The organism is Streptomyces sp. NPDC007929, from assembly GCF_042959065.1.
Taxonomy (GTDB): domain Bacteria; phylum Actinomycetota; class Actinomycetes; order Streptomycetales; family Streptomycetaceae; genus Streptomyces.
Genome location: NZ_JBIBKD010000008.1, coordinates 98122 through 121526 on the forward strand (window position 1 = coordinate 98122; position 23405 = coordinate 121526).

21 protein-coding genes and 1 pseudogene are annotated in these 23405 nt (G+C 71.4%); 11 read left to right on the top strand and 11 right to left on the bottom strand.

Features of this window, described 5'->3' with window-relative positions; genetic code table 11:
• Positions 1-11: 11 nt before the first annotated feature.
• The 5 genes from ACFZDE_RS26510 to ACFZDE_RS26530 are packed head-to-tail and all read right to left on the bottom strand — an operon-like array spanning position 12 to position 5733.
• Positions 12-812 (bottom strand): ABC transporter permease subunit, encoded by an 801-nt coding sequence (locus ACFZDE_RS26510; RefSeq protein ID WP_391005700.1) that lies wholly within the window; start codon positions 810-812, stop codon positions 12-14.
• Positions 813-1742 carry an ABC transporter permease subunit gene (locus tag ACFZDE_RS26515; RefSeq protein ID WP_391203888.1) on the bottom strand — a complete coding sequence of 310 codons (930 nt, stop codon included), beginning with the start codon at positions 1740-1742 and terminating at the stop codon, positions 813-815.
• The gene (locus tag ACFZDE_RS26520; RefSeq protein ID WP_391204442.1) at positions 1742-2887 is read right to left on the bottom strand and encodes a polyamine ABC transporter ATP-binding protein; all 1146 of its coding nucleotides are present in this window, start codon (positions 2885-2887) and stop codon (positions 1742-1744) included. The genes ACFZDE_RS26515 and ACFZDE_RS26520 overlap by 1 nt, the downstream gene beginning before the upstream one ends.
• A gap of 5 nt (positions 2888-2892) precedes the next feature.
• Positions 2893-4140 (bottom strand): extracellular solute-binding protein, encoded by a 1248-nt coding sequence (locus ACFZDE_RS26525; RefSeq protein ID WP_391203892.1) that lies wholly within the window; start codon positions 4138-4140, stop codon positions 2893-2895.
• 57 nt (positions 4141-4197) lie between these two features.
• On the bottom strand, positions 4198-5733 hold the full coding sequence (locus tag ACFZDE_RS26530; protein ID WP_391203895.1) for an aminobutyraldehyde dehydrogenase: 1536 nt from the start codon (positions 5731-5733) through the stop codon (positions 4198-4200).
• A gap of 199 nt (positions 5734-5932) precedes the next feature.
• On the opposite strand from ACFZDE_RS26530, the gene ACFZDE_RS26535 reads away from it, so the two are divergent.
• A complete protein-coding gene (locus ACFZDE_RS26535) occupies positions 5933-6505 on the top strand; it encodes an NADAR domain-containing protein (protein ID WP_391203898.1) in 573 nt (190 codons plus the stop codon).
• Positions 6506-6558: 53 nt separating this feature from the next.
• Here the strand turns inward: ACFZDE_RS26535 and ACFZDE_RS26540 are convergent, their stop codons facing one another.
• Positions 6559-7029, bottom strand: a complete 471-nt coding sequence (locus tag ACFZDE_RS26540; protein WP_391005689.1) for a DUF4190 domain-containing protein — start codon at positions 7027-7029, stop codon at positions 6559-6561.
• Between the two features lie 69 nt (positions 7030-7098).
• Entirely contained in the window at positions 7099-7758 is a 660-nt protein-coding gene (locus ACFZDE_RS26545; protein WP_391203901.1) for a DUF4190 domain-containing protein, read from the bottom strand.
• Positions 7759-8794: 1036 nt separating this feature from the next.
• On the opposite strand from ACFZDE_RS26545, the gene ACFZDE_RS26550 reads away from it, so the two are divergent.
• Together ACFZDE_RS26550 and ACFZDE_RS26555 are read left to right on the top strand one after the other, a co-directional pair.
• Positions 8795-9916, top strand: a complete 1122-nt coding sequence (locus tag ACFZDE_RS26550) for an adenosine deaminase (protein ID WP_391204445.1) — start codon at positions 8795-8797, stop codon at positions 9914-9916.
• Positions 9913-10638 (top strand): glycerophosphodiester phosphodiesterase family protein, encoded by a 726-nt coding sequence (locus ACFZDE_RS26555; RefSeq protein WP_391203904.1) that lies wholly within the window; start codon positions 9913-9915, stop codon positions 10636-10638. The genes ACFZDE_RS26550 and ACFZDE_RS26555 overlap by 4 nt, the downstream gene beginning before the upstream one ends.
• On the opposite strand, the gene ACFZDE_RS26560 is transcribed toward ACFZDE_RS26555, so the two are convergent.
• Both ACFZDE_RS26560 and ACFZDE_RS26565 read right to left on the bottom strand, forming a co-directional pair.
• Entirely contained in the window at positions 10583-12226 is a 1644-nt protein-coding gene (locus ACFZDE_RS26560; protein ID WP_391203907.1) for a sigma-70 family RNA polymerase sigma factor, read from the bottom strand. The genes ACFZDE_RS26555 and ACFZDE_RS26560 overlap by 56 nt on opposite strands.
• Before the next feature lie 127 nt (positions 12227-12353).
• On the bottom strand, positions 12354-12878 hold the full coding sequence (locus ACFZDE_RS26565) for a hypothetical protein (RefSeq protein ID WP_391203910.1): 525 nt from the start codon (positions 12876-12878) through the stop codon (positions 12354-12356).
• A 251-nt stretch (positions 12879-13129) separates the two neighbouring features.
• On the opposite strand from ACFZDE_RS26565, the gene ACFZDE_RS26570 reads away from it, so the two are divergent.
• On the top strand, positions 13130-13507 hold the full coding sequence (locus tag ACFZDE_RS26570) for a hypothetical protein (RefSeq protein WP_391203913.1): 378 nt from the start codon (positions 13130-13132) through the stop codon (positions 13505-13507).
• Positions 13508-13569: 62 nt separating this feature from the next.
• Here the strand turns inward: ACFZDE_RS26570 and ACFZDE_RS26575 are convergent, their stop codons facing one another.
• Entirely contained in the window at positions 13570-15009 is a 1440-nt protein-coding gene (locus ACFZDE_RS26575) for an aminobutyraldehyde dehydrogenase (RefSeq protein WP_391203916.1), read from the bottom strand.
• 164 nt (positions 15010-15173) lie between these two features.
• Here ACFZDE_RS26575 and ACFZDE_RS26580 point away from each other — a divergent pair, with 164 nt between their 5' ends.
• The 7 genes and pseudogenes from ACFZDE_RS26580 (at position 15174) to ACFZDE_RS26610 (ending at position 22417) form a co-directional block, all read left to right on the top strand.
• On the top strand, positions 15174-15713 hold the full coding sequence (locus ACFZDE_RS26580; RefSeq protein WP_391203919.1) for an Lrp/AsnC ligand binding domain-containing protein: 540 nt from the start codon (positions 15174-15176) through the stop codon (positions 15711-15713).
• 13 nt (positions 15714-15726) lie between these two features.
• Positions 15727-17094, top strand: a complete 1368-nt coding sequence (locus ACFZDE_RS26585) for an aspartate aminotransferase family protein (protein ID WP_391204448.1) — start codon at positions 15727-15729, stop codon at positions 17092-17094.
• 206 nt (positions 17095-17300) lie between these two features.
• Positions 17301-18050 carry an ATP-binding cassette domain-containing protein gene (locus ACFZDE_RS26590; RefSeq protein WP_391005673.1) on the top strand — a complete coding sequence of 250 codons (750 nt, stop codon included), beginning with the start codon at positions 17301-17303 and terminating at the stop codon, positions 18048-18050.
• A pseudogene (locus tag ACFZDE_RS26595) lies at positions 18032-18647 on the top strand (hypothetical protein); the annotation flags it as partial. The gene ACFZDE_RS26590 and the pseudogene ACFZDE_RS26595, both read left to right, overlap by 19 nt.
• Positions 18648-20024: 1377 nt before the next feature.
• Positions 20025-20432: a VOC family protein gene (locus ACFZDE_RS26600; RefSeq protein ID WP_391005671.1), complete on the top strand. Its 408-nt coding sequence runs from the start codon at positions 20025-20027 to the stop codon at positions 20430-20432.
• Positions 20433-20456: 24 nt separating this feature from the next.
• Positions 20457-21578 (top strand): LOG family protein, encoded by a 1122-nt coding sequence (locus tag ACFZDE_RS26605; protein ID WP_391203922.1) that lies wholly within the window; start codon positions 20457-20459, stop codon positions 21576-21578.
• A gap of 146 nt (positions 21579-21724) precedes the next feature.
• The gene (locus ACFZDE_RS26610) at positions 21725-22417 is read left to right on the top strand and encodes an LAETG motif-containing sortase-dependent surface protein (protein ID WP_391203927.1); all 693 of its coding nucleotides are present in this window, start codon (positions 21725-21727) and stop codon (positions 22415-22417) included.
• Between the two features lie 175 nt (positions 22418-22592).
• On the opposite strand, the gene ACFZDE_RS26615 is transcribed toward ACFZDE_RS26610, so the two are convergent.
• Positions 22593-23390 (bottom strand): maleylpyruvate isomerase family mycothiol-dependent enzyme, encoded by a 798-nt coding sequence (locus tag ACFZDE_RS26615; protein WP_391005665.1) that lies wholly within the window; start codon positions 23388-23390, stop codon positions 22593-22595.
• Positions 23391-23405: the final 15 nt, after the last annotated feature.

Genomic DNA, 23405 nt, shown 5'->3' on the forward strand with positions numbered 1-23405 from the left:
TCCCTACGGGGTTATGCCTTCTGCCTGTTGCGGCGGTTTCCGGCAATCATGGAAACCAGGACGAACAGTACGGCGACCACGAACATGGTCGTGCCGATGACATTGATCTGAACGGGCGTTCCGCGCTGCGCCGAACCCCAGACGAACATGGGGAAGGTGACGGTCGAGCCGGCGTTGAAATTGGTGATGATGAAATCGTCGAAGGACAGCGCGAAGGCGAGCAGCGCACCCGCCGCGATGCCCGGCGCGGCGATCGGCAGGGTCACCCGGACGAAGGTCTGGAACGGGCCCGCGTACAGGTCCCGGGCCGCCTCCTCCAGTTTGGGATCCATCGACATCACGCGTGCCTTGACGGCCGTGACCACGAAACTCAGGCAGAACATGATGTGGGCGATGAGAATCGTCCAGAAGCCCAGCTGGGCGCCCATGTTGAGGAACAGGGTGAGCAGCGAGGCGGCCATGACGACCTCGGGCATCGCCATCGGCAGGAAGATCAGCGAGTTCACGGCGCCGCGGGCGCGGAACCGGTAGCGGACCAGGGCGAAGGCGATCAGCGTGCCGAGGAGGGTGGCGCCGAGGGTCGCCCAGACCGCGATCTGGAGGCTGAGGGACAGCGACCCGCACAGCCCGGAGACACCGCACGGGTCCTTCCAGGCGTCCAGGGAGAATTGCTGCCATTCGTAGTTGAAGCGCCCCTTCGGTTTGTTGAAGGAGAACACCGTGACGACGACGTTCGGCAGCAGCAGATAGCCGAGGGTCAGCAGTCCCGCGATGACGACGAGATTTCTTTTCAGCCAGTTGACGAAGGGCATTTAGACCAGATCCTCCGTCCCCGACTTGCGGATGTAGAGGGTGACCATGAGCAGAATGGCCGCCATGAGGATGAAGGAGAGCGCCGCGGCCGTCGGATAGTCGAGGACTCTCAGGAACTGTGTCTGGATGACGTTTCCGACCATGCGGGTGTCGGTGGAGCCGAGCAGGTCGGCGTTCACGTAGTCACCGGCCGCCGGGATGAAGGTGAGCAGCGTGCCGGAGACGACACCCGGCATCGACAGCGGGAAGGTGACCTTGCGGAACGTGGTCCAGGGCCGTGCGTAGAGGTCACCGGCGGCCTCGTGGAGACGTCCGTCGATGCGCTCCAGCGAGGTGTAGAGCGGCAGGATCATGAACGGCAGGAAGTTGTACGTCAGACCGCACACCACCGCGAGCGGGGTGGCCAGGACGCGGTCGCCGGCGGTCATGCCGAGCCAGGTGGTGACGTCCAGGACGTGCAGCGTGTTGAGCGCGCCGACGACCGGTCCGCCGTCCGCGAGGATCGTCTTCCAGGCGAGGGTGCGAATCAGGAAGCTGGTGAAGAACGGCGCGATCACCAGGATCATGATCAGGTTCTTCCAGCGGCCGGCGCGGAAGGCGATCAGATAGGCCAGCGGATAGCCGAGCAGCAGGCACAGGATCGTCGCCGTGCCCGCGTAGAGCACCGAGCGGACGAACTGCGGCCAGTACGCGGACAGCGCGTCCCAGTACGTGGCGAAGTGCCAGGTGACCTTGTAGCCCTGCTCCAGGGAGCCCGTCTGCACGGACGTGGAGGCCTGGTAGATCATCGGCAGCGCGAAGAAGACGACCAGCCACAGGATGCCGGGCAGCAGCAGCCAGTACGGCGTGAAGCGGCCCCGGCGCTTGGGGGGCTTGGTTGTGGGCGCCTCGGGCGCGAGGGGCGGTGGCGCCTCGGTGAGTGTCGACATCAGGCCGCCTCTTCCACTCCCGCGTCGGCGTCCTGCGCGGCGTCCAGGCCGAAGGTGTGGGCCGGGTTCCAGTGCAGGACGACCTCGGCGCCGGGGGCCAGGCGGGGGTCGCGGTCGATGTTCTGGGCGTAGACCTCGAAGTCGGAGCAGACCGGGCTGTCGACGACGTACTGGGTGGAGACGCCGATGAAGCTGGAGTCGGCGATCCGCCCGGTGATGCGGTTGCGGCCCTCGGGGATCTCGCCGGCGTCGTCGGCGTGGGTGAGGGAGATCTTCTCGGGGCGTACGCCGACCAGTACCTTGCCACCGGTCGTCGTGGGCGCCGAACATCGCCCCCCGGGCAGGACGAGCTTGCCGCCGCCCGCCTTGAGCACGATCTCCTCGCCGTTCTTCGAGTCGACCTCGGCCTCGATGAAGTTGGAGGTGCCGAGGAAGTTCGCGACGAACGTCGTGCGCGGGTTCTCGTAGAGCTCGGTGGGGGCGCCCAGTTGCTCGACGCGGCCCGCGTTCATCACGGCGACCGTGTCGGCCATGGTCATGGCCTCCTCCTGGTCGTGGGTGACGTGGACGAAGGTGATGCCGACCTCGGTCTGGATGCGCTTGAGCTCCAGCTGCATCTGGCGGCGCAGCTTGAGGTCGAGGGCGCCGAGCGGCTCGTCGAGCAGGAGCACCTTGGGGTGGTTGATCAGGGCGCGGGCGACGGCGACGCGCTGCTGCTGGCCGCCGGAGAGCTGGTGCGGCTTCTTGCGGGCCTGTTCGCCGAGCTGCACGAGCTCCAGCATGTCCTCGACCTGCTTCTTCACCGACTTCCATCCGCGCCGGCGCAGGCCGAAGGCGACGTTCTCGAAGATGTCGAGGTGCGGGAAGAGGGCGTAGGACTGGAAGACCGTGTTCACCGGCCGCTTGTACGGCGGCAGGGCGGTGACGTCCTGGTCGCCGAGGAAGACGGTGCCGGCGGAGGGTTCCTCCAGGCCGGCGATCATGCGCAGGGTGGTGGTCTTGCCGCAGCCGGAGGCGCCGAGCAGGGCGAAGAAGGAGCCCTGCGGCACGGTCAGGTCGAGCGGGTGGACGGCGGTGAAGGAGCCGTAGGTCTTGGCTATGCCCGTGAGGCGGACGTCGCCGCCGGTGTCGCTCTTGTTCGTCATGGTGGTCACGCCCCCGTCAGCTTCGCGAACTTCGCTTCGAACTCGGTCTCTTCCTTCGAGCTCAGCGAGCGGAAGGCGTGGGACTTGGCGGCCATGGCCTTGTCGGGAATGATCAGCGGGTTGTTCGCCGCGTCCTCGTCGATCTTCGCGAGTTCGGCCTTCACGCCGTCGACGGGACACACGTAGTTGATGTACGCGGCGAGTTCGGCGGCGGCCTTCGGCTCGTAGTAGAAGTCGATGAGCCGCTCGGCGTTGGTCTTGTGCCGGGCCTTGTTCGGGATCAGCAGGTTGTCGGTCGACGTCACGTAGCCGCTGTCCGGGATGAGGAAGTCGATGTCGGGGCTGTCCGCCTTGAGCTGGACGACGTCACCGGCCCAGGCGACGCAGGCCGCGAAGTCGCCGCTGGTCAGGTCCGAGGTGTAGTCGTTGCCCGTGAAGCGGCGGATCTGGCCCTTGTCGACGGCTTTCTGGAGCCGTGCGATGGCCGCGTCGTAGTCGTCGGCGGTGAAGTCCGCCGGGTCCTTGCCCATGTCGAGCAGCGTCATGCCGATGCTGTCGCGCATCTCGGAGAGGAACCCGACCCGGCCCTTGAGCTTGGGGTTGTCCAGCAGGTCGGAGACCGACTTCACCTCGACGCCGTCGAGGGCCTTCTTGTTGTACGCGATGACGGTCGATATGCCCTGCCAGACGTACGAGTAGGCACGGCCCGGGTCCCAGTCGGGAGTGCGGAACTGGGCCGACAGGTTGGCGTAGGCGTGCGGCAGGTTGCTCGGGTCGAGCTTCTGCACCCAGCCCAGGCGGATGAGCCGGGCGGCCAGCCAGTCGGTGAGGACGATCAGGTCGCGGCCGGTGTCCTGGCCCGCGGCGAGCTGCGGCTTGATCTTGCCGAAGAACTCGTTGTTGTCGTTGATGTCCTCGCTGTACTTGACCGTGATGCCGGTCCGTTCGGCGAACTGGTCCAGGGTCGGGTGGCGTTTGCCGCTGTCGTCGACGTCCATGTACTCGGTCCAGTTGGAGAAGGTCACCGTCTTCTCCTTGGCCGAGTGGTCCTCGGCGGAGACGCCGCCCTTGGACTGGCCGGCCGCCGGGATGCCGCAGGCGCTCAGCGTCCCCAGTCCGCCGGCCGCGAGCGCCCCGCCCGCGGAGGCGCGCAGCAGGGACCGCCGGGTGAGAGCGGCCCTGCCGTTTTTGAGACTGCGCCGCACGGCGGCCACTTGGGCCGCGGACAGGCGGTCGGGCTCGTACTGCTCCATGCGCGTGGTGCCCTTTCGGAGGGTGGACGGCCGTTGGTCAGGCGGCCTGAGTAGCGGCTATCGGTCCCCGAACACGGTGCGGTGCCAGTCCTTCGCGGCCACCGCGGTGTTGTCGAACATGACGTGTTTGATCTGGGTGTACTCCTCGAAGGAGTACGCGGACATGTCCTTGCCGTAGCCGGAGGACTTGTAGCCGCCGTGCGGCATCTCGCTGATGATCGGGATGTGGTCGTTGATCCACACGCAGCCGGCCTTGATCTCACGCGTGGCGCGGTTCGCCCGGTACACGTCCCGGCTCCAGGCGGAGGCGGCCAGGCCGTAGGGGGTGTCGTTGGCGAGCGCGAGTCCCTCGTCGTCGGTGTCGAACGGCAGCACGACCAGGACCGGGCCGAAGATCTCGGACTGCACGACCTCGCTGTCCTGGGCCGCGTCGGCGATCAGGGTGGGCCGGTAGTAGGCGCCCTTGGCGAGTTCACCCTCGGGTGCCTCGCCGCCGGTCACCACGCGCGCGTAGGACCGCGCCCGGTCCACGAATCCGGCGACCCGGTCCCGCTGAACGTGCGAGACCAGCGGGCCGAGGTCGGTGCCGGCGGCGAAGGGGTCGCCGAGCCGGACCGTCTCCATGAGCGCCGCGGTCCGCTCCACGAAGGCGTCGTACAGCGGCCGCTGCACGTACGCGCGCGTGGCGGCCGTGCAGTCCTGCCCGGTGTTGATCAGACAGCCCGCGACCGCGCCGTGGGCGGCGGCCTCCAGGTCGGCGTCGTCGAAGACCACGAAGGGCGCCTTGCCGCCGAGCTCCAGATGGAGGCGCTTGACGGTGGCGGTGGCCACCTCGGCGACGCGCTTGCCGACGGCGGTGGAGCCGGTGAACGAGGTCATGACCACGTCGGGGTGGCCGACGAGGTGCTCTCCGGCCTCCTTGCCCGTGCCGGTGACGATGTTGATCACGCCGTCGGGGATCCCGGCGTCCGTGGCCGCCTGGGCGAAGAGCAGCGAGGTCAGCGGGGTGAGCTCGGCGGGCTTCAGGACGATGGTGTTGCCCGCGGCGATCGCCGGGAGGACCTTCCAGGCGGCCATCTGGAGGGGGTAGTTCCAGGGCGCGATCGACCCCACGACGCCGATCGGCTCGCGCCGGATGTACGAGGTGTGGTCGCCGGAGTACTCGCCGGCCGACTGACCCTGGAGATGCCGTGCGGCACCGGCGAAGAAGGCCGCGTTGTCGATGGTCCCGGGGACGTCGAACTCGCGGGTCAGCTTCAGCGGCTTGCCGCACTGGAGCGACTCGGCGCGGGCGAACTCCTCGGCCCGGTCGGCCAGGACCGCGGCAAACCGGTGCAGGGCGTCGGAGCGCTCCGCCGGGGTGGTTCCCGCCCAGCCGGGGAAGGCCGCGCGGGCCGCGGCGACGGCCCGGTCGACGTCGGCCGGGCCCGCCAGCTCGTAGGTGAGGACCTCCTCGCCCGAGGCCGGGTCGACGACCGTGTGGGTGCGGCCCGAGGTGCCCCTGGTCAGGCGCCCCGCGATGTACTGCGCGCCCTCCGCGAAGCGCTCCTCGGCCGGAAATCGGTCCTCGGTGGCAGTGCCCGGGTTGTGCATGTCGCTCTCCTCCGTGTCCCCTGATGGGGCCGGCGTGGCTCAGGCTCGATTTGAGTGCCGATCCTGACAGAGGTATGCCACTCCAACAAGTGATTCCGTTGTTGATTTTTGGTTACGCGACGGAATCTGTCGACCAGGTGTCGAGTTCACCGCGAAAAGGCAGGACGCTGTGTCAGTGGTGCGTGCCAAACTCGCGTGCATGGAGAAGATCACGGGGGCGGTCGACTCGCAGGAGGCCCTGATCAGGGCCGTCCAGGCGGGGGCCAGGGTCACCTATCTGCACTTCTGGGGGCACCGGCCGCGGCCGGACGGCCGGATCGGGGCGAGCTGTCTGAGCCAGTGGTGGCCGGCGCCGTTCACCGTGGACGGCGTGTCCTACGCGACGGCGGAGCACTGGATGATGGCCGGCAAGGCCCGCCTCTTCGAGGACGCGGCGGCCGAGCGTGCCGTGCTGGCCGCGGAGCGGCCCGCCGAGGCGAAGAAGGCCGGGCGGCTGGTGCGCGGGTTCGACGAGGCGGTGTGGGCGCGGGAGCGGTTCCGGATCGTGGTGGAGGGCAGCGTCCACAAGTTCGGCGCGCACCCCGAGCTGGCGGGGTATCTGCTGGGCACCGGCGACCGGGTGCTGGTGGAGGCGAGCCCCGTGGACCGGGTGTGGGGCATCGGGCTGGCCGCGGACGACGACGCGGCGATGGATCCGGAGCGGTGGCGGGGGCCGAATCTGCTGGGCTTCGCGCTGATGGAGGCGCGGGGGCGGCTGCGGGAGGGGGCATGAGCAAGGGGCCGGTCCCCCGGGACCGGCCCCTGGTCGAGCTTTCGTGAGCAGCGTCAGGACGCGGCGCCGAGCCCGCCCATGATGCTGGCGAACAGCAGGAAGCCCAGCAGCGGGAGGATCACGGTGGCGATGATGCCGCAGACCAGGCCCGCGGTCGCCGCGCCCTTGTTCGTGGCCTCACCGCGGGTGGCCCTGCCGCGGCCGATGGCGCCGAAGATGATCGCGAGAATGCCCAGGATCACGCCGAAGAACCACATGATGAACGTGACGCTGCAGACCACACCGATGATGCCCAGCACCAGTCCCGTGGTGCCCATGCCGTTGCTGGGCTGCGCGGGCATCCCGTAACCGGGCGCCTGCGGGTAGCCCACGGGCGGCGCGGCCGGGTAGCCGGGGCCGCCCTGGGGGTAGCCGTAGCCCGGGGCGCCGGGGGGCTGCTGCGGATAGCCGTATCCCGGGGCCGGCTGCTGCGGCGGCTGGGCCGGTGGGCCGAAACCACCCGGCGGCGGGTTGGTGTTGGACATGGACGAACTCCCCTCCGTTGTCAGACCAAGGCATCGTAGTGGCCAACTCGGCCTTGCAGAGCCTGGGTTTCAGCGGTGGGACACGGCGGTGGCCACCGGGCCGAGGGTCCCGTAGGTCGAGCCGTCGTCGTAGTTGTCGCTGTTGATCGCGGCCGTGATGCCGACGGCGATCAGCACGATCACCGCGATGCCGAGGATGATCCCGATGATGCCCATGATCAGACCGGCCTGGGCCTGCCCGTGGTTGGTGGCGACTCCGGCCTCGGCGCGTTTGCGTCCCTTGATGCCGAAGACGACGGCGAGGATGCCGGTGATCAGGGAGACCACGCCGTAGAGGCAGAAGAGGGTGCAGGAGACGATGCCGAGCACCATCGCGGCGATGCCCAGGCCGTTCTGGGGGGCCGGGGGCATGCCGGGCCAGCCGTAGCCGGACTGGGGGTATCCGGACTGCGGGTAGCCGGGGTAGCCGTAGCCGCCGGGCGCTCCCGGGCCGGTGGGAGCCACGGGCGGGGGCGGGACGACGCCCGCGCCGGCGCCGGACGGGTCGTACTGCGGCGTGCCGGTGGGCGGGGTGAAGCCCGGCATCGAGGTGACCGTGGCCTGGTCGTGCACGGACGGCGGCCCCGCGGCGGGGGGCTGCTGCTTGTCGAGTGAGGGCGTGTGCTCCGGGGGCGCCCACGGGTCGTGGCCGGCGCCTCCACCACCGTCGGGCTGCGTCGCGTCCGTCATCCTGTTCCCCCCTGGGTCGATCGTGTGGTCATGCTACGGGGCGCTCCGGCACGAGCCACAGGGCGGGTACACGAAGAGCCACAGCCCGGGCACGCGGAGGGCCACGGGCCGGGTGCGTGGGGGATACAGGCCGGGCACGCGGAGGGCCAGGAGCCGGGTACGTGGGGGGATACCGGCCGGGCACACGGATGGCCAGGAGCCGGGCACGCGGAGGGCCAGGAGCCGGGCACGCGGAGGGCCAGGGGCCGCGAGGCCGCTCACGCCGACACGGCCGGAGCCCCACGCGACCTCACGCCCAGGCGGGCGGGCCTAGCACGACCTCGCACCCCACACGGCCGAGCCCACGCGACCTCGTACTACGCGGGGCGGAGCCCGACACGACGTCATGCGGCCGGAGCCCCACGCGGGCGGAACCCCACACGCCAGAGCCCCGCGCCACCGACCCGCACCCCATGCGAGCGGAGCCCGATCCGGCCTCACACCCACGCGACCTCGCACTACGCGGGGCGGAGCCCGACACGGCGTCATGCCCACGCGGCAAGCAGCCGCATGCGGCGTCGCGCCCACGCGGGCGGAACCCAGGGCAGTGCCCCGCCCGACCTCGCGCCCACCCCGGGCGCAGCCCTACGCCACCTCACACCCACGCGGACGGACCCCGCAGGGCCGGAGCCCCACGCGGGCGGAACCCCACGCGCCAGAGCCCCGCGCCACCGACCCGCACCCCATGCGGGCGGAGCCCGACGCGGTCTCGCGGGCGGGCCCTACGCGACCTCATCCCAACCGGGGCGCAACCCCGCGGGGCCTCGCGCCCATCCCGGGCGCAGCCCTCTGCGGCCTCACGCCCACGCGGGGTGGAACCCCGCAGGGCCGGGGCCCCGCGGGCGGAGCCTGGCGCGCCTCGCGGACGGGGCAAACGCGGCCTCCGCCTCTCCCTCACCACCGGGGCGGAGTCCCGCGCCGCGATGGCGCCCCGCGCCCCTAGCAGAGGGCATCGCACCGAACGGCATACGATGAATTCGCGTCAACCGATCAGCCGATCACCCGCGTCCCACCCGCCACACGCCGGCGGCGACGGCGCCGTTCCGGGGAGGAACCCTTGACCGAGCATCTCGTCGACCCCCGCGCCCCACGCGAGCTGAAGGCCTTCATCGCCGGCCTGCCCAAGGCCGAACTGCATGTGCACCACGTGGGATCCGCCTCCCCCCGGATCGTCTCCGAGCTGTCCGCGCGGCACCCCGACTCGAAGGTGCCGACCGACCCCGAGGCGCTGGCCGACTACTTCACCTTCACCGACTTCGCGCACTTCATCGACGTGTACCTGTCGGTCGTGGACCTGATCCGCACCCCGGAGGACGTCCGGCTGCTGACCTTCGAGGTGGCGCGGGACCTGGCCCGCCAGCAGGTGCGGTACGCCGAGCTGACCATCACGCCGTTCTCCTCCACCCGGCGCGGCATCGACGAGCGGGCCTTCATGGACGCCATCGAGGACGCCCGCAAGGCCGCCGAGGCCGAGTTCGGGACCGTGCTGCGCTGGTGCTTCGACATCCCCGGTGAGGCGGGTCTGGAGGCCGCCGAGGAGACCACCCGGCTCGCCACCGACGACCGGCTGCGCCCGGAGGGCCTGGTCTCCTTCGGTCTCGGCGGGCCCGAGATCGGCGTGGAGCGGCCGCAGTTCAAGCCGTACTTCGACCGGGCGATCGCCGCGGGGCTGCACTCCGCACCGCACGCCGGGGAGACGACCGGCCCGCGGACGGTGTGGGACGCGCTGACCCATCTGCGCGCCGAGCGCATCGGGCACGGCACCAGCTCCGCGCAGGACCCCGAGCTGCTCGCGCACCTCGCCGAGCACCGGATCCCGCTGGAGGTGTGCCCGACCTCGAACATCGCCACCCGCGCGGTGCGCACCCTCGACGAGCACCCGATCAAGGAGTTCGTGCGGGCCGGGGTCGTCGTCACCATCAACTCCGACGACCCGCCCATGTTCGGTACGACCCTGGAGAACGAGTACGCGGTCGCCGCCCGGCTCCTCGACCTCGACGAGCGGGGCCTGGCGGAGCTGGCGAAGAACTCCGTCGAGGCGTCCTTCCTGGACGCCGCGGGCAAGTCGCGGATCACCGGCGAGATCGACACGTACACCGCGCGGTGGCTCGCCCCGTGACATCCGCCCCCGTCGCCGTGGCCCACCGGGGCGACCCCTACCGCGTCCGTGAGAACACCGTCGCCTCGCTGCGTTCGGCCCTGAGCCGGGGCGCGGACGCGGTGGAGGTCGATGTACGGCTCACCCGGGACAGCGTGCCGGTGCTGCTGCACGACGCGACGCTGAAGCGGTTGTGGGAGCACGAACGGCCGGTGCACGCGCTGTCCTTCGAGGAGGTGCGGGGGCTGACCGGCGGCGGGGTGCCGGCCCTGGCCGAGGCGCTGGCGGCGACCGGCGGGCACCGGGTGATGATCGACCTGCCCGGGTCGCCGGATGTGCGGGCGGTGCGCCGCATCCTGGGCGTGGTGGAGGAGGCGGGGGCGGCGGAGCGCGTCTACTACTGCGCGGGCGCCGACGCCATGCTCGCCGTGCGCGCGGTGGACGCGGGCGCCGAGATCGCCCTCACCTGGACGACGCTCGCCCCGCCGCGGCCCGTCCTGCTGGAGGCGGTCCGCCCGCGCTGGCTCAACTACCGCTTCTCCCTGGTGGACCGCCCGCTCGCCGAGCGCGTGCACCGCGACGGGTGTCTGCTGTCCGTCTGGACCCCTGACACCCGCCGTTCCATGCGGCGGCTGCTGGCGGCGGGCGTGGATTCGATCACCACCAACCGTGTCGACGTGCTGTGCGCTACACGCGCGAGCGCTGCGCCACCGTCGCCGGATCGGCCGGGGTCGCGCGGGTGACGTACTGCGGCACGGGGGCGCTGTCGGTGCCGGTGTCGCGGACGAGTCCGTAGCGGATGGCCCCCTGGGGCGGACCGTGGTCGATGTCCTCGACCACGGCGTCCCGGTCCGACGGGAAGACGATGAGGCCGTAGTCGCAGCCCCGTTCGTTCTGGGTGAGGGTGACGGTGCCGTCGAGGTAGAAGTACTCGTTCTGCCACATCTGCTGGGTGCCGGGCGGGAGGACGGCGTAGCCGATGTCCGGGCCGCCCATGCCGGTGGCGTAGCCGTTCGGGGCGCCGGGCAGTGGGTCGTCCATCCGCCGCGTGCCCGCGGACGCCACGTGGAACAGCTTGCCCTTCAGGCCGGTCCAGGACGGCATGACCAGCGCGCCGGGCCGGGACGCGGGCGAGATCTGCCAGCGGACCAGGACGTAGCCCCGGCCGGTGAGGGTCACCCGGTCGCCGCGGTGCTGCATGACGGCCTTGGGGCCGCCAGTGCTGGTGATGCCGGACTCGGGGCGGCGGGGCAGGGCGGCGGGCCGGGTGTTCGGGTCGGGCGCGGGGTCGGCGGTGTCGACGACCGTGCCGTACGGCTTCGTGGTGGGTGAGGGTGAGGGCCTGGGGGTGGGGGCGGGCGGGGCGAGGGTGCGCGGCGGTTGCGGGGTGACCGTGGCTGTGGGTGCGAGGGCGGCCCGGGGCGGCGGGGCGTCCGGCGGCTGGGTGACGACGTAGGCGCCGCCCGCCACGATCGTCGCGCCCGCGGTCAGCGCGACGGCCGGCTTGGTGAGCGCGCCGAGCAGCTGGGCCGACCAGCCGGCCGAGGTCGCGGCCGTGGCGGCCGCCGCGGTCTTTCCGCCGAGGGCGAGCGACAGGGTGAAGCCGACGGGCAGCGGGACCAGGGCGATGCCGGCCAGCAGGCGCTCGGCGGGGACGACGGCCTCGCGGGTGCCGCCGCAGTAGCCGCAGCCGCGCAGGTGCCTCGCCAGCCGCTTGCGCCACACCGAGTCGGGCCGGCCGTCCCACCGGCCGGTCATCTCCCGCAGGCCGGGGCAGGCGCCGTCCAGCGCGCGGACGATGCCGCGCGAGGTCTCCAGGCGCTCCTTCATCCGCTGGACGCGCACGGCCGCGTGCTGCCGGGTGATGCCCACGGCGGCGGCCAGCTCGCGCCGGGTCAGTTCGCCCGCGACCTCCAGCCACCACAGCGACAGCAGCTGCCGGTCGTCCTCGTCGAGCCAGCGCGCCGCCTCGGCGACCTCGCGCCGCTGTCCCTCCAACTGGAGGCGCAGCACGGTCAGTTCGGCGAAGTCGGGTGCCGGCGCCTCCTCCAGCCGGTCCGGGGTCCTGCGTCGGGCCCGGTCGCGGATCTGCCGCACGGCGATCGCCACCAGCCAGGACCGGAAGCTGTCCGGGTCGCGCAGGGAGCCGAGGTTGCCGACCGCGCGCAGCATCGTCTCCTGCACGACGTCGTCGACGTCGGCGTGCCCGTTGAGGGCCCGTCCCACGATGTTGTAGACCAGCGGCAGCCAGCCCTCGACCAGCTCGTCCAGTGCCCGCCGGTCGCCGGCCTGCGCCGCCGTGATGACGGCGCGCCAGTGCTGACTGTCCACGATGGCCTCTTCACGCCTGGTGTCACCGATGTTCCGCACGCACCCTCTCAGCCGGTCTTGGGGCCCCCATGCCGGGGGTCACATGCGGGGAGACGAGGTGAACGTTCGCGGGATAGCGGTTTTTTTCTCAGACGCCCGGCACCGGGGCTGCCACCGGTACGGTCAGCGCCTCCAGCCGCTTGATCCGCTGCCGTACGACGTACAGCGGGATCACCCCGAACACCCCGAAGGCCATGTCGATCACCGACCACCAGAAGGGGATCCCGCGCAGCGGCCCGCAGATCAGGGCGAGAGGGATGATGCCCGCGCAGGCGATCATCCCGAACTCGACGACCCAGATGTTGCGGACCGGGTCACGATAGGGCCCGTAGAAGGCGACCGCGATGACCAGGTGCGCGAAGGCGAGCCAGTCCGTGCCGTAGAGGAGGAACGGGTACTCGGCGTCGGCCTCGTCGAGACCTGCCCGCACCCGCCCGATCCACTCCGTCAGCCCGGGCAGGTACTCACCCACGGACAGCCCGCGCAACAGATCCTCGGTCCAGCGCAGCTCGTGGACCAGGGGGAAGGCCGTCGCACCGCTGAACACCAGGCACACCACGAAGAAGACCAGCCACGCGCGAATGCCCTTCAGCAGGGCGGCTCTGTCGCTCATGAAAAGCACCCTAGCCCATTCTTGAACATGTTCAAAAAGGGTGGGCGATGGCCGAACAGCTCATCCGGGTACCGGGCCCGTGGCGGAGCGGTACGTTGGGGCGGTGGTGGGACGCGGAGTGAAACAAGCGGTGGTCGCGGGGGGTTCGGTGGTCGCCTCGGCGGCCAGTGGGCTGGTCACCAACGTGGTGACGGACCGGCCGGCCTGGCCCTGGTGGGTGGCGCTGGGAGGCGTACTGCGTCCTGCTTTCCGTGCTGCCCGAACAGGAGGGTGCCGCGGTGCCGGCGGAGGCGCTGGACTGCCTGGCCCAGGTCGACCGGGCCATGCGTCCGGAGAAGCTGGTCAGACTCGTGCCGTACCTGGACCCGGAGTCCCTGGAGACGGCCGTCGGCCTCGCTCCGGACGACGCCGACCTGGCAACCGCCCTCCTTGCCAGGCCCATGGACGAACACGGCTGCTCGCCCGGGGAGTTCGTCGCCCTCGTACGCCGCCTCGTGTCCCTGACCTCGCAGGACAGGGCCCTGACCGTGATCACCGACAACCTCTCGCGTCTGGTGTCGGTCGCCGGTGAGGAGGCGCGGGAAGAGCTGACCCGGGCGGTGGACGACGTGCTGACCTGGTGGCCTTGAGGCACGCGCGAGAACGGCCCCGGGCGGCATCAGCGCCCAGGGCCGTCGACCGAGCCGGTCGGTTACGCGTCCAGCGACGTCATGACGTGCTTGATGCGCGTGTAGTCGTCGAAGCCGTAGCCCGAGAGGTCCTTGCCGTAGCCGGACTTCTTGAAGCCGCCGTGCGGCATCTCGGCGACCAGCGGAATGTGGGTGTTGATCCACACGCAGCCGAAGTCGAGCCTCTTGGACATCCGCATGGCGCGCCCGTGGTCCTTGGTCCACACCGAGGAGGCCAGCGCGTACTCGACGTCGTTGGCCCACTCCACGGCCTGCTCCTCGTCGGAGAAGGACTGCACGGTGATGACGGGGCCGAAGACCTCCTTCTGGATGATCTCGTCGGTCTGCTTCAGGCCCGAGACGACGGTCGGGGCGTAGAAGTAGCCCTTGTCGCCGACCCGCTTGCCGCCGGCCTCCACGCGCGCGTGCGCGGGCAGCCGCTCGATGAAGCCCTCGACCTGCTTGAGCTGGTTGGGGTTGTTGAGCGGGCCGAACAGCACGTCCTCGTCGTCCGGCTGCCCGGTCTTCGTCTCGGAGGCGGCCTTGGCGAGCGCGGAGACGAACTCGTCGTGGATGGACTCGTGGACGAGCACGCGGGTGGCGGCGGTGCAGTCCTGGCCGGCGTTGAAGTAGCCGGCGACGGAGATGTCCTCGACGGCCTTGGCGATGTCGGTGTCCTCGAAGACCACGACCGGGGCCTTGCCGCCCAGCTCCAGGTGGACGCGCTTGACGTCCTTGGCGGCGGACTCGGCGACCTGGATGCCGGCGCGCACGGAACCGGTGATGGAGGCCATCGCCGGGGTGTCGTGCTCCACCATCAGGCGGCCGGTGTCGCGGTCGCCGCAGATGACGTTGAAGACGCCCTTGGGGACGATCGAGCCGATGATCTCGGCCATGAGGACCGTGGAGGCCGGGGTGGTGTCCGACGGCTTGAGCACCACGGTGTTGCCCGCGGCGATCGCCGGGGCGAACTTCCACACGGCCATCATCATCGGGTAGTTCCACGGGGCGACCTGCGCGCAGACACCGACCGGCTCGCGGCGCACGATGGAGGTCAGGCCCTCCATGTACTCGCCGGCCGAGCGGCCCTCCAGCATCCGCGCCGCACCCGCGAAGAAGCGGATCTGGTCGACCATCGGCGGGATCTCCTCGGAGCGGGTCAGCCCGGTGGGCTTGCCCGTGTTCTCCACCTCGGCCGCGATCAGTTCCTCGGCGCGCTCCTCGAAGGCGTCCGCGATCTTCAGCAGGGCCTTCTGCCGCTCGGCGGGCGTGGTGTCGCGCCAGCCGGGGAAGGCCTCGGCGGCCGCCGCCATCGCGGCGTCCACGTCCGCCTGCCCGGACAGCGGAGCGGTCGCGTACGCCTCACCCGTCGCGGGATTGACCACCTCGGTGGTCCGTCCGTCGGCGGCGTCCCGGAACTCACCGCCGATGTAGTTGCGCAGACGACGAAGCTCGGTGCTCACTGCCGGCCCTCCAGTTCGGATGTCCAGTACTTGAGACACCCACCCTAGTCGGCAGACCCACGTTTTCAACACCCCCAATCCCTTCGATCGTGCGGAATTCGCAGGAGTCGGGGACTCAAACAACGGATTTCATCGATCCAGGCTTGCGGAAGTGTCGAGACCTCGTGCACAGTGACCTCGTGGCCAGTCGAAGCGCAGATCAGAAGGGCTCGCGGGAGTCCCGCGAGCCCTCCCGCGAGTCCAGGAACGGCAGCTCGCCGCAGCTGGACGCCGTCTCCCTCGCCATCATCGAGCAGCTCCAGGAGGACGGCCGCCGGCCGTACGCCGCCATCGGCAAGGCCGTGGGCCTGTCGGAGGCGGCCGTGCGCCAGCGCGTCCAGAAGCTGCTCGACCAGGGCGTGATGCAGATCGTCGCCGTCACGGACCCGCTCACCGTGGGCTTCCGCAGACAGGCGATGGTCGGCGTCAACGTCGAGGGCGACGTGGAGTCGGTCGCGGACGCGCTGTCGGCCATGTCCGAATGCGAGTACGTGGTGATGACCGCGGGGTCCTTCGACCTGGTGGTGGAGATCGTCTGCGAGGACGACGACCACCTCCTGGAGGTCATCAACAAACGCATACGGGCCGTGCCCGGAGTGCGCTCCACCGAGAGCTTCGTCTACCTCAAGCTAAAGAAGCAGACCTACATGTGGGGAACCCGATAACCGTGAGGACCCGATAGCCGTGAGCAAGGACCTCTCCCAGTCCGCGTACGACCACCTGTGGATGCACTTCACGCGCATGTCGTCGTACGAGAAGGCCCCCGTCCCCACCATCGTCCGGGGCGAGGGCACGTACATCTACGACGACAAGGGCAAGCGCTACCTGGACGGCCTCGCCGGCCTGTTCGTGGTGCAGGCCGGGCACGGCCGGGTCGAGCTCGCCGAGACCGCCTTCAAGCAGGCGCAGGAGCTGGCGTTCTTCCCGGTGTGGTCCTACGCCCACCCCAAGGCCGTCGAGCTGGCCGAGCGCCTCGCGCACCACGCCCCGGGCGACCTGAACAAGGTCTTCTTCACCACCGGCGGCGGTGAGGCGGTCGAGACCGCCTGGAAGCTCGCCAAGCAGTACTTCAAGCTGACCGGCAAGCCCACCAAGCACAAGGTCATCTCCCGCGCGGTCGCCTACCACGGCACCCCGCAGGGCGCCCTGTCCATCACCGGCCTGCCGGCCCTGAAGGCCCCCTTCGAGCCGCTGGTCCCGGGCGCCCACAAGGTCCCGAACACCAACATCTACCGCGCCCCGATCCACGGCGACGACCCCGAGGCCTACGGCCGCTGGGCCGCCGACCAGATCGAGCAGCAGATCCTCTTCGAGGGCCCGGACACCGTCGCCGCGGTCTTCCTGGAGCCGGTGCAGAACGCCGGCGGCTGCTTCCCGCCCCCGCCCGGCTACTTCCAGCGGGTCCGCGAGATCTGCGACCAGTACGACGTACTGCTCGTCTCGGACGAGGTCATCTGCGCCTTCGGCCGTCTGGGCACGTACTTCGCCTGCGACAAGTTCGACTACGTGCCGGACATGATCACCTGCGCCAAGGGCATGACCTCGGGCTACTCCCCGATCGGCGCCTGCATCATCTCCGACCGCCTGGCCGAGCCGTTCTACAAGGGCGACAACACCTTCCTGCACGGCTACACCTTCGGCGGCCACCCGGTCTCCGCGGCCGTGGGCCTGGCCAACCTCGACCTGTTCGAGCGCGAGAACCTCAACCAGCACGTCCTGGACAACGAGGGCAACTTCCGCGCCACCCTGGAGAAGCTCCACGACCTGCCGATCGTCGGCGACGTCCGCGGCAACGGCTTCTTCTACGGCATCGAGCTGGTGAAGGACAAGAACACCAAGGAGTCCTTCAACGACGAGGAGACCGAGCGCGTCCTGTACGGCTTCCTCTCCAAGGCGCTGTACGACAACGGCCTGTACTGCCGGGCCGACGACCGCGGTGACCCGGTCGTCCAGCTCGCCCCGCCGCTGATCTCCGACCAGTCGACGTTCGACGAGATCGAGCAGATCCTGCGCACCACCCTCACGGAGGCGTGGACGAAGCTCTGACGCCCGTCGCTCAGATCGTCTTCCAGGATGATCAACACCGGCCCCGGTACCGCCCGTTCGAGTGAGAAACGGCGGCCCGGGGCCGCGTGCTGTCCGGCCTCCCGCCGCCTTCTGCCTAGCGTGCCCAGTGACCGATCGGCCCTGCCTTCGTTCCCCCGCACGGGGGACGGCACGGGAACTATGGATCTGAACCGAGGTGTACGCGCATGGAGGCCCCGCCGGACAACGACGTGCTCTGGGCACGCGCCCTGCACTTCCAGCACGACGACGGCTCGCCCGCGCTCTGCGGCGTCTCGCTCGGCGTGCGCGAGGGCGAGATCCTCGCCATCGGCGGCCCACGCGGCAGCGGCAAGACGACCCTGCTGCGGTGCCTGTCCGGCCTGGTGCCCGTGCGGCGCGGCGAGGTCTGGTTCAACAGCGTGCCCGTGCACACCATGGGCCCCCTCACCCGCGAACGGCTGCGCCGCGACCGCTTCGGCTGGATCGACCCGGCCCCCTCCCTGGTCCCGGAGCTGAACGCCTGGGAGAACGCCGCCCTGCCGCTGATGCTGCGCGGCACCAGCCGCCGCCGCGCCAAGACCGCGGCCCTGGAGTGGCTGGAGCGCCTGGACATCGGCGACAGCGCCCGCAAACGGCCGCACCAGCTGGTGCAGGCCGAGCGGCAGCGGGTCTGCATCGCCCGCGCGCTGGCCCCCGCGCCGTCGGTGCTGTTCGCCGACGAGCCCACGGCTCCGCTGCACCGCGCCGACCGCGCCCATGTGCTGCGCACCCTCACCACGGCGGCCCGCTCGCATCGCATCACCGTCGTGCTGGCCACCCATGACGCCGAGACCGCGGCCCTCGCCGACCGCACGGTGTCGCTGCTGGACGGGCGGCGCGTGCAGACGGTGCACCTGCCGCCGGTCGCCGAGCCCCGCGAGCCGGAAGGCCGGGCCGCGTGCTCGCTCTCCGTCTGACCCGCGGCGCCCACCCCGCCGTCCAGCTGCGCCGCCTGCTGGTCGCGGCCGCCTCGGCGGGCACGGCCTTCCTGCTGCTCTGCGCCCTCGGCTACGCCCTGGGCCACCCCGGCTCCCCCGGCACCGCCCTGCTGCGGCTGGCCTGGTGCGCCGCCCCACTGGCCGCCACGGTGTACTTCGCGGTCGCCGTGGCCCGTACCGACCCCGGCACCAAGCCCCGCGCCGGCCTCTCGGCGATCGGCCTCGGCCCGGTGCGCATGATGGCCGTCTCGGCGACGACGACGGCCCTGTCCTGCACGCTGGGCGCGATGCTGGCCCTGCTCGTCTTCCTGCACCTGCGCGGAGACCTGACGGGCATGCCCTTCGACGGTGCCGCCGCCGACTTCCTCGCCGCGGACCGGCCCCTGCCGCTGCCGGGCGCCCTGACCCTGCTGGCGCTCGTGCCCGTCGGCGCGTCGGTGGCGGTGGCGCTGGCCCTGCGTCCGCGCGAGGCGAGGGCCGCCGGGCCCGGGGCGGCCCGGCTGTACGGCCGCTTCGGCGCGTACCGGCGCACCAGCACCCGCGAGACGTTCGGGGCGTACGGCCGGTTCGGACGGCAGATCAACCGGCCGGGCACCGGCCCGGGGAGCGACGAGGCCGCACCGGGTGACGCCGAGCCCGCCCCGCCCGCGGCCCGGACCGGCGGCACCGCACCGGCGGCGGTCACCGGCCCCGGCGGCACCGTGAGCGCGATCGCGGCCCCACCGGCCCAGCTGCCCGACCACCAGCCCGGCGACCCGACCCGCCTCACCGCCCCGAACACGGACACCGGAACCCCGCACCCGGACGCGACAGGCACCCAGGGCCGTCCCGGCGACCCCGCCCGCTGGCCCAGCCCGCGCGCCACCGCCCCGAACACCCCCGGAGCCACCACCCCCGCCGCAGACCCCACCCCCCACCCGGACGCGACAGGCGCCCATGACTGGTCCGGCGACCCCGCCCGCTGGCCCAGCCCGCGCGCCGCCGCCCCGAACACCCCGGGAGCCATCCGCCCCGCCGAGGACCCCACCCCGCACCCCGACGCGACAAGCACACACACCCACTCCGGCGACCCCGGCCGCTGGCCCAGCCCGCGCGCGGCGGCGCCGGACGCGCCGGGGGCCATCAGCCCCGCCGGGGCCCTGGCCGTTCACCCCGGCCCGGGTGAGACGGAGTCCGGCGGGCCCGACGGCTCCCCGGCGCCCGACGCGGCGCTGCCGGACACCATCGTCGCCCCCTCCGGTCTCCCCTGGGGGATCACCGTGCTGGCCGCGGGCCTGGCCGTGGAGAGCTACACGAGCCGTACCTCCCCGACACCCCCCGACCTCTCGTTCTCCGGCGCCTCCCCGGGCGTGATGGCGGGCTGGGCGCTCGCCGTCGTCGGTCTGGCCCTGGCCGGTCCCGGCCTGACCCACCTGTGCGGACGACTGCTGCAGTCGGCCCGCCCCGGCGCCCTGCGGCTCCTGGCCGGCCGCATCCTCATGGCGGAGTCCGTCCGCATCGGACGCCCCCTGGGGGTCGTCTGCGCGGTGCTGTCCGCCGCGTGGGCCATGGCACTGCTGCACGCCCCGGACGGGCTCTCGCTCGGCCCGCTCACCACCCTCGGCGTGCTCCTCGTGACCGGCTGCACCACGGCCACGCTCCTCACGGCCGCCGTCGAGGCCCGGCAGGCCCGCGCCGCCACCACGGCCGCGCTGTTGCGCCTCGGCGCCCCCGCCACGATGCTGCGCAGCGCCGCCGCGCTGCGCGCCGTCGCACTGCTCGCCCTGTTCGGCCCGCTCACCCTGACGGTCGCCGAACTGGCGGCGCTGCCCTTGGCCCGCTGAGCCGCGCCCCCGCCGACCCTCACCCCGCTGGAAAACCCGTACGAAAAAACTCTCCGTACGGCGATGAGTTTCCGACCGGCCCCCGGTCTATCCCCGCGTAACGACACGGACTTGATGGGAGAGACCTCGCATGTACCAGCAGATGATCTTCGTGAACCTGTGCACCGGCGACCTGGGCGCCTCGAAGAAGTTCTTCACGGAGCTGGGCTTCACGATCAACGAGCAGTTCAGCGACGACACGACCGCCTCGGTGGTGATCAGCGAGACCATCGTGGTCATGGTGCACACCAAGGAGAAGTACCTCCAGTTCACGAAGAAGGAGGTCGTGGACTCGAGGAAGAACAGCGAGGTGCTGATCGCGCTGAGCGCCGAGAGCCGCGAGAAGGTCGACGAACTGGTCGAGAAGGCGGTCGCGGCGGGCGGTTCCGTCTCCGGCGAGACCCAGGACCACGGGTTCATGTACGGCCGCGCCTTCGACGACCTGGACGGCCACACCTTCGAGGTCGTGTGGATGGACCCCGCGGCCGTCCAGGGCTGACGGTGGCTGTGCCAGCATGGGCGGGTGCAGACGATGCCCGCCCATGCGGCCCACCACGACGACCGTGAGATAGAGACCCTCGAGGAGTTCGACGCCACCGTCTCGGCGCGCGGCACCCTCGCCGGACACCGCGTCCAGGCCGTCGACCTGACGGACCGTACGCGCGAGCTGCTCACCACGGACACCGCGGGCGCGGTCTTCCTCGGCTGCGCGATGCGCGAGGACGCGGACACGAAGGTCCGGGCCGACGGCGCCCTGGTCTTCCCGCCGGTCCCGGGCCTGCCCTTCGACCCGTACCGCGGCCTGCTGTACTCCCCGGACGAACTGTTCGCGTCACTGGCCGACGGTTACGAGGCCACGCCCGACGCCCTCGCCTACGCCTGGTTCCAGCGCACCAAGGCCGACCGCGACATCCACGCGTCCATGCTGCGCTCGGTCCACGACGACTCCGTCTCGGACGCGCTCGACGAACTCCTGACCGGCGCCCGGGTCGTGGGCGTCATGGGCGGCCACGCGATGGCCCGCGGCACCGAGGAGTACGCCGGTGCCGCACGGCTCGGCCGGGAACTGGCCCGCGCCGGGTTCACGGTCGCCACCGGTGGCGGTCCGGGCGCCATGGAGGCGGCCAACCTCGGCGCGTACGCCGCCCCCTTCGGCGACGAGATGCTCAGCGAGTCGCTCGAACTCCTCGGCAAGGCGCCGCACTTCACCCCGTCGATCACCGAGTGGGCCTCGGCGGCCTTCGAGATCCGGGCCCGCTGGCCCCGGGGCGGCGACTCGGTGGGCATCCCGACCTGGTTCTACGGCCACGAGCCGCCGAACGCCTTCGCCTCCCACATCGCCAAGTACTTCGCCAACGCCACCCGCGAGGACGGCCTGCTGGCCAGGTCCGACGCGGGCGTGGTGTTCCTGCCGGGCGCCGCTGGGACGTTGCAGGAGATCTTCGACAACGCCACGCCGAACTACTACGAGTCGCGCGGCGAGCCCACGCCGATGGTGCTGGTGAACCGCGCGCACTGGACGGAGAAGCTGCCCGCCTGGCCGCTGCTGCGGTCGCTGGCCGCGGGGCGCTCGATGGAGGCCCGGATCGCGCTGGTGGACCGGATCGAGGAGGCGCCGGCGGCCTTGAAACGTCTCGGCGGTTAATAAGAAGGCAAAGCAAGTGCTTGCAACCTGCATATGCGTTGACACTACTTATGCGGCGCTTATAGACCTGTGAGTCTCCCGGTAGTGCTGATACTCAGTCAACACTGCCTCAGCCCCCCGCTTTAGCAATCCTGTAAAGGACAAACGTGGCAGTTCTGTCCGTATCCCGCCGCTCACGCGCCGTGCGCGTCCTCGGTGTCGTCTCCGCCTCGGCCGCGCTCGCGCTCGGCGCCGCGGGCACCTCGTTCGCCTGCGACATCAGCGAGTTCTCCGCCGAGGCGAAGTGCGATGGCGACAAGGGCGTCATCACCGTCACCGACGTCGACCCCGCCGGCATCCCGGCCACGGTCACCGTGTACCTGCAGAACAACGGCGCCGACGCGAAGAAGGTCGGCACGCAGGTCGTCAAGGGCTCGCGCGAAGGCACCACCATCACCTTCGCCGACGACTGGAAGCCGAACGCCGAGTACCGCATCCACGTCAAGGCCGCTCGCTACGTGGACGAGGACATCAAGCCGAACCTCGTCACCCCGGCCACGGCCTGCAAGAAGGAGGAGGAGCCCCCGGCTTCGACTCCCCCGGCCACGCCGACCACCCCGTCGGCCTCCCCGTCCAAGCCGGCGGAGGAGACCGAGACCCCCGCTCCGGAGCCGTCGGAGAGCCAGAGCACCTCGCCGGCGGGCAACGTGCCCGCCCCGGCCGGTGACTCCAACCTCGCCGAGACCGGTGCCAACTCCAACACCGGCCTCATCGCCGGCATCGCGGCGGCCCTGGTCGTCGTCGGCGGTGGCGCGGTGTTCTTCGGCATGCGCCGTCGCGGGGCCAACAGCGACAGCTGACCCCCGCGCACACCCGGACGACCGTCTGTACCGTGGCCCGTCCCTCACCAGGGGGCGGGCCATGTGCCGTACGAGGGTGCGGGCCCGCGTCCTGCACGGGGGGGGGCGGGCCCACGTCCCGTACGGGGGGGGCGGGCCCACGTTCCGCACGAGGGAACGCGGGCCGCGGCCCGGCTCACCCGAAGGTCGCCCGCTCCAGCCAGAACTCCAGCAGCTCCCGCTCGCCCAGCACCTCCAGCTCCGGCGCGTCCAGCGGCAGCCGGCGGTAGAACGCCAGCAGCACGGAGGTGAGCGGCCCGCGCAGGGCGACGGTGGCCTTCTCATGGCCCCGTCGCCAGCGGACACCGTCCTCGGTGAGCTCGACGATCCACTCGGCGTGCAGAGCGGACTCGGTGTCGGTGGCGTGCAGATGGATGCTGCTGCCCGTGCCGACCAGCTCCCCCACCACGTCCTGCGGCTCCGTCCGCTGCACGTACTCCACTATCTGGAGCCACTCGTCGATCGCGTCGGCGGCGACCTCGGGCGCGACCGCGTAGGGCAGCCCGGCGGCGAGGGCGGCGTCGGCGCGGTGCACGGTGATCTCGTGCGTCATCCGGCGGGCCCAGAACCCGGAGCTCTGAATCCCGGCCCAGCCCCATACCTTCGCGTCCGGTCCGGCCTCCCGCAGCGTGGCGACGATCTGCTCGCCCGTCTCCTTCAGCCAGGCGTCCAGTGCGGCGGCGTCACCGACGGCCTCGGGACCGGCCGCGCCCGGCACCCGCTCCTCGGGCACCTCCTCCTCCGCCCGGGTGCGCACCATCAGCTCCGCCCAGCGCAGCGCGGCGCCGGTATGCCGGACCAGATCCTCCAGCGACCAGTCGGGGCAGGTCGGCACGGCGGCGGACAGGTCCGCTCCCGAGGTCACCACCTGCCGCAACAGGGCGGTCTGGTGGTCGATTTCGTCGCAGTAGCGGTGGTGTTCGAGTAGCGTCATGCCTCGCACCCTAGG

Coding starts and splice junctions, on each gene's coding strand:
- ACFZDE_RS26565 (WP_391203910.1), bottom strand. CDS start 12,878: ATGAGCGACAGAGCCGCCCTGCTGAAGGGCATTCGCGCGTGGCTGGTC.
- ACFZDE_RS26615 (WP_391005665.1), bottom strand. CDS start 23,390: ATGACGCTACTCGAACACCACCGCTACTGCGACGAAATCGACCACCAG.
- ACFZDE_RS26515 (WP_391203888.1), bottom strand. CDS start 1,742: ATGTCGACACTCACCGAGGCGCCACCGCCCCTCGCGCCCGAGGCGCCC.
- ACFZDE_RS26535 (WP_391203898.1), top strand. CDS start 5,933: ATGGAGAAGATCACGGGGGCGGTCGACTCGCAGGAGGCCCTGATCAGG.
- ACFZDE_RS26540 (WP_391005689.1), bottom strand. CDS start 7,029: ATGTCCAACACCAACCCGCCGCCGGGTGGTTTCGGCCCACCGGCCCAG.
- ACFZDE_RS26600 (WP_391005671.1), top strand. CDS start 20,025: ATGTACCAGCAGATGATCTTCGTGAACCTGTGCACCGGCGACCTGGGC.
- ACFZDE_RS26530 (WP_391203895.1), bottom strand. CDS start 5,733: ATGCACAACCCGGGCACTGCCACCGAGGACCGATTTCCGGCCGAGGAG.
- ACFZDE_RS26545 (WP_391203901.1), bottom strand. CDS start 7,758: ATGACGGACGCGACGCAGCCCGACGGTGGTGGAGGCGCCGGCCACGAC.
- ACFZDE_RS26590 (WP_391005673.1), top strand. CDS start 17,301: ATGGAGGCCCCGCCGGACAACGACGTGCTCTGGGCACGCGCCCTGCAC.
- ACFZDE_RS26525 (WP_391203892.1), bottom strand. CDS start 4,140: ATGGAGCAGTACGAGCCCGACCGCCTGTCCGCGGCCCAAGTGGCCGCC.
- ACFZDE_RS26510 (WP_391005700.1), bottom strand. CDS start 812: ATGCCCTTCGTCAACTGGCTGAAAAGAAATCTCGTCGTCATCGCGGGA.
- ACFZDE_RS26520 (WP_391204442.1), bottom strand. CDS start 2,887: ATGACGAACAAGAGCGACACCGGCGGCGACGTCCGCCTCACGGGCATA.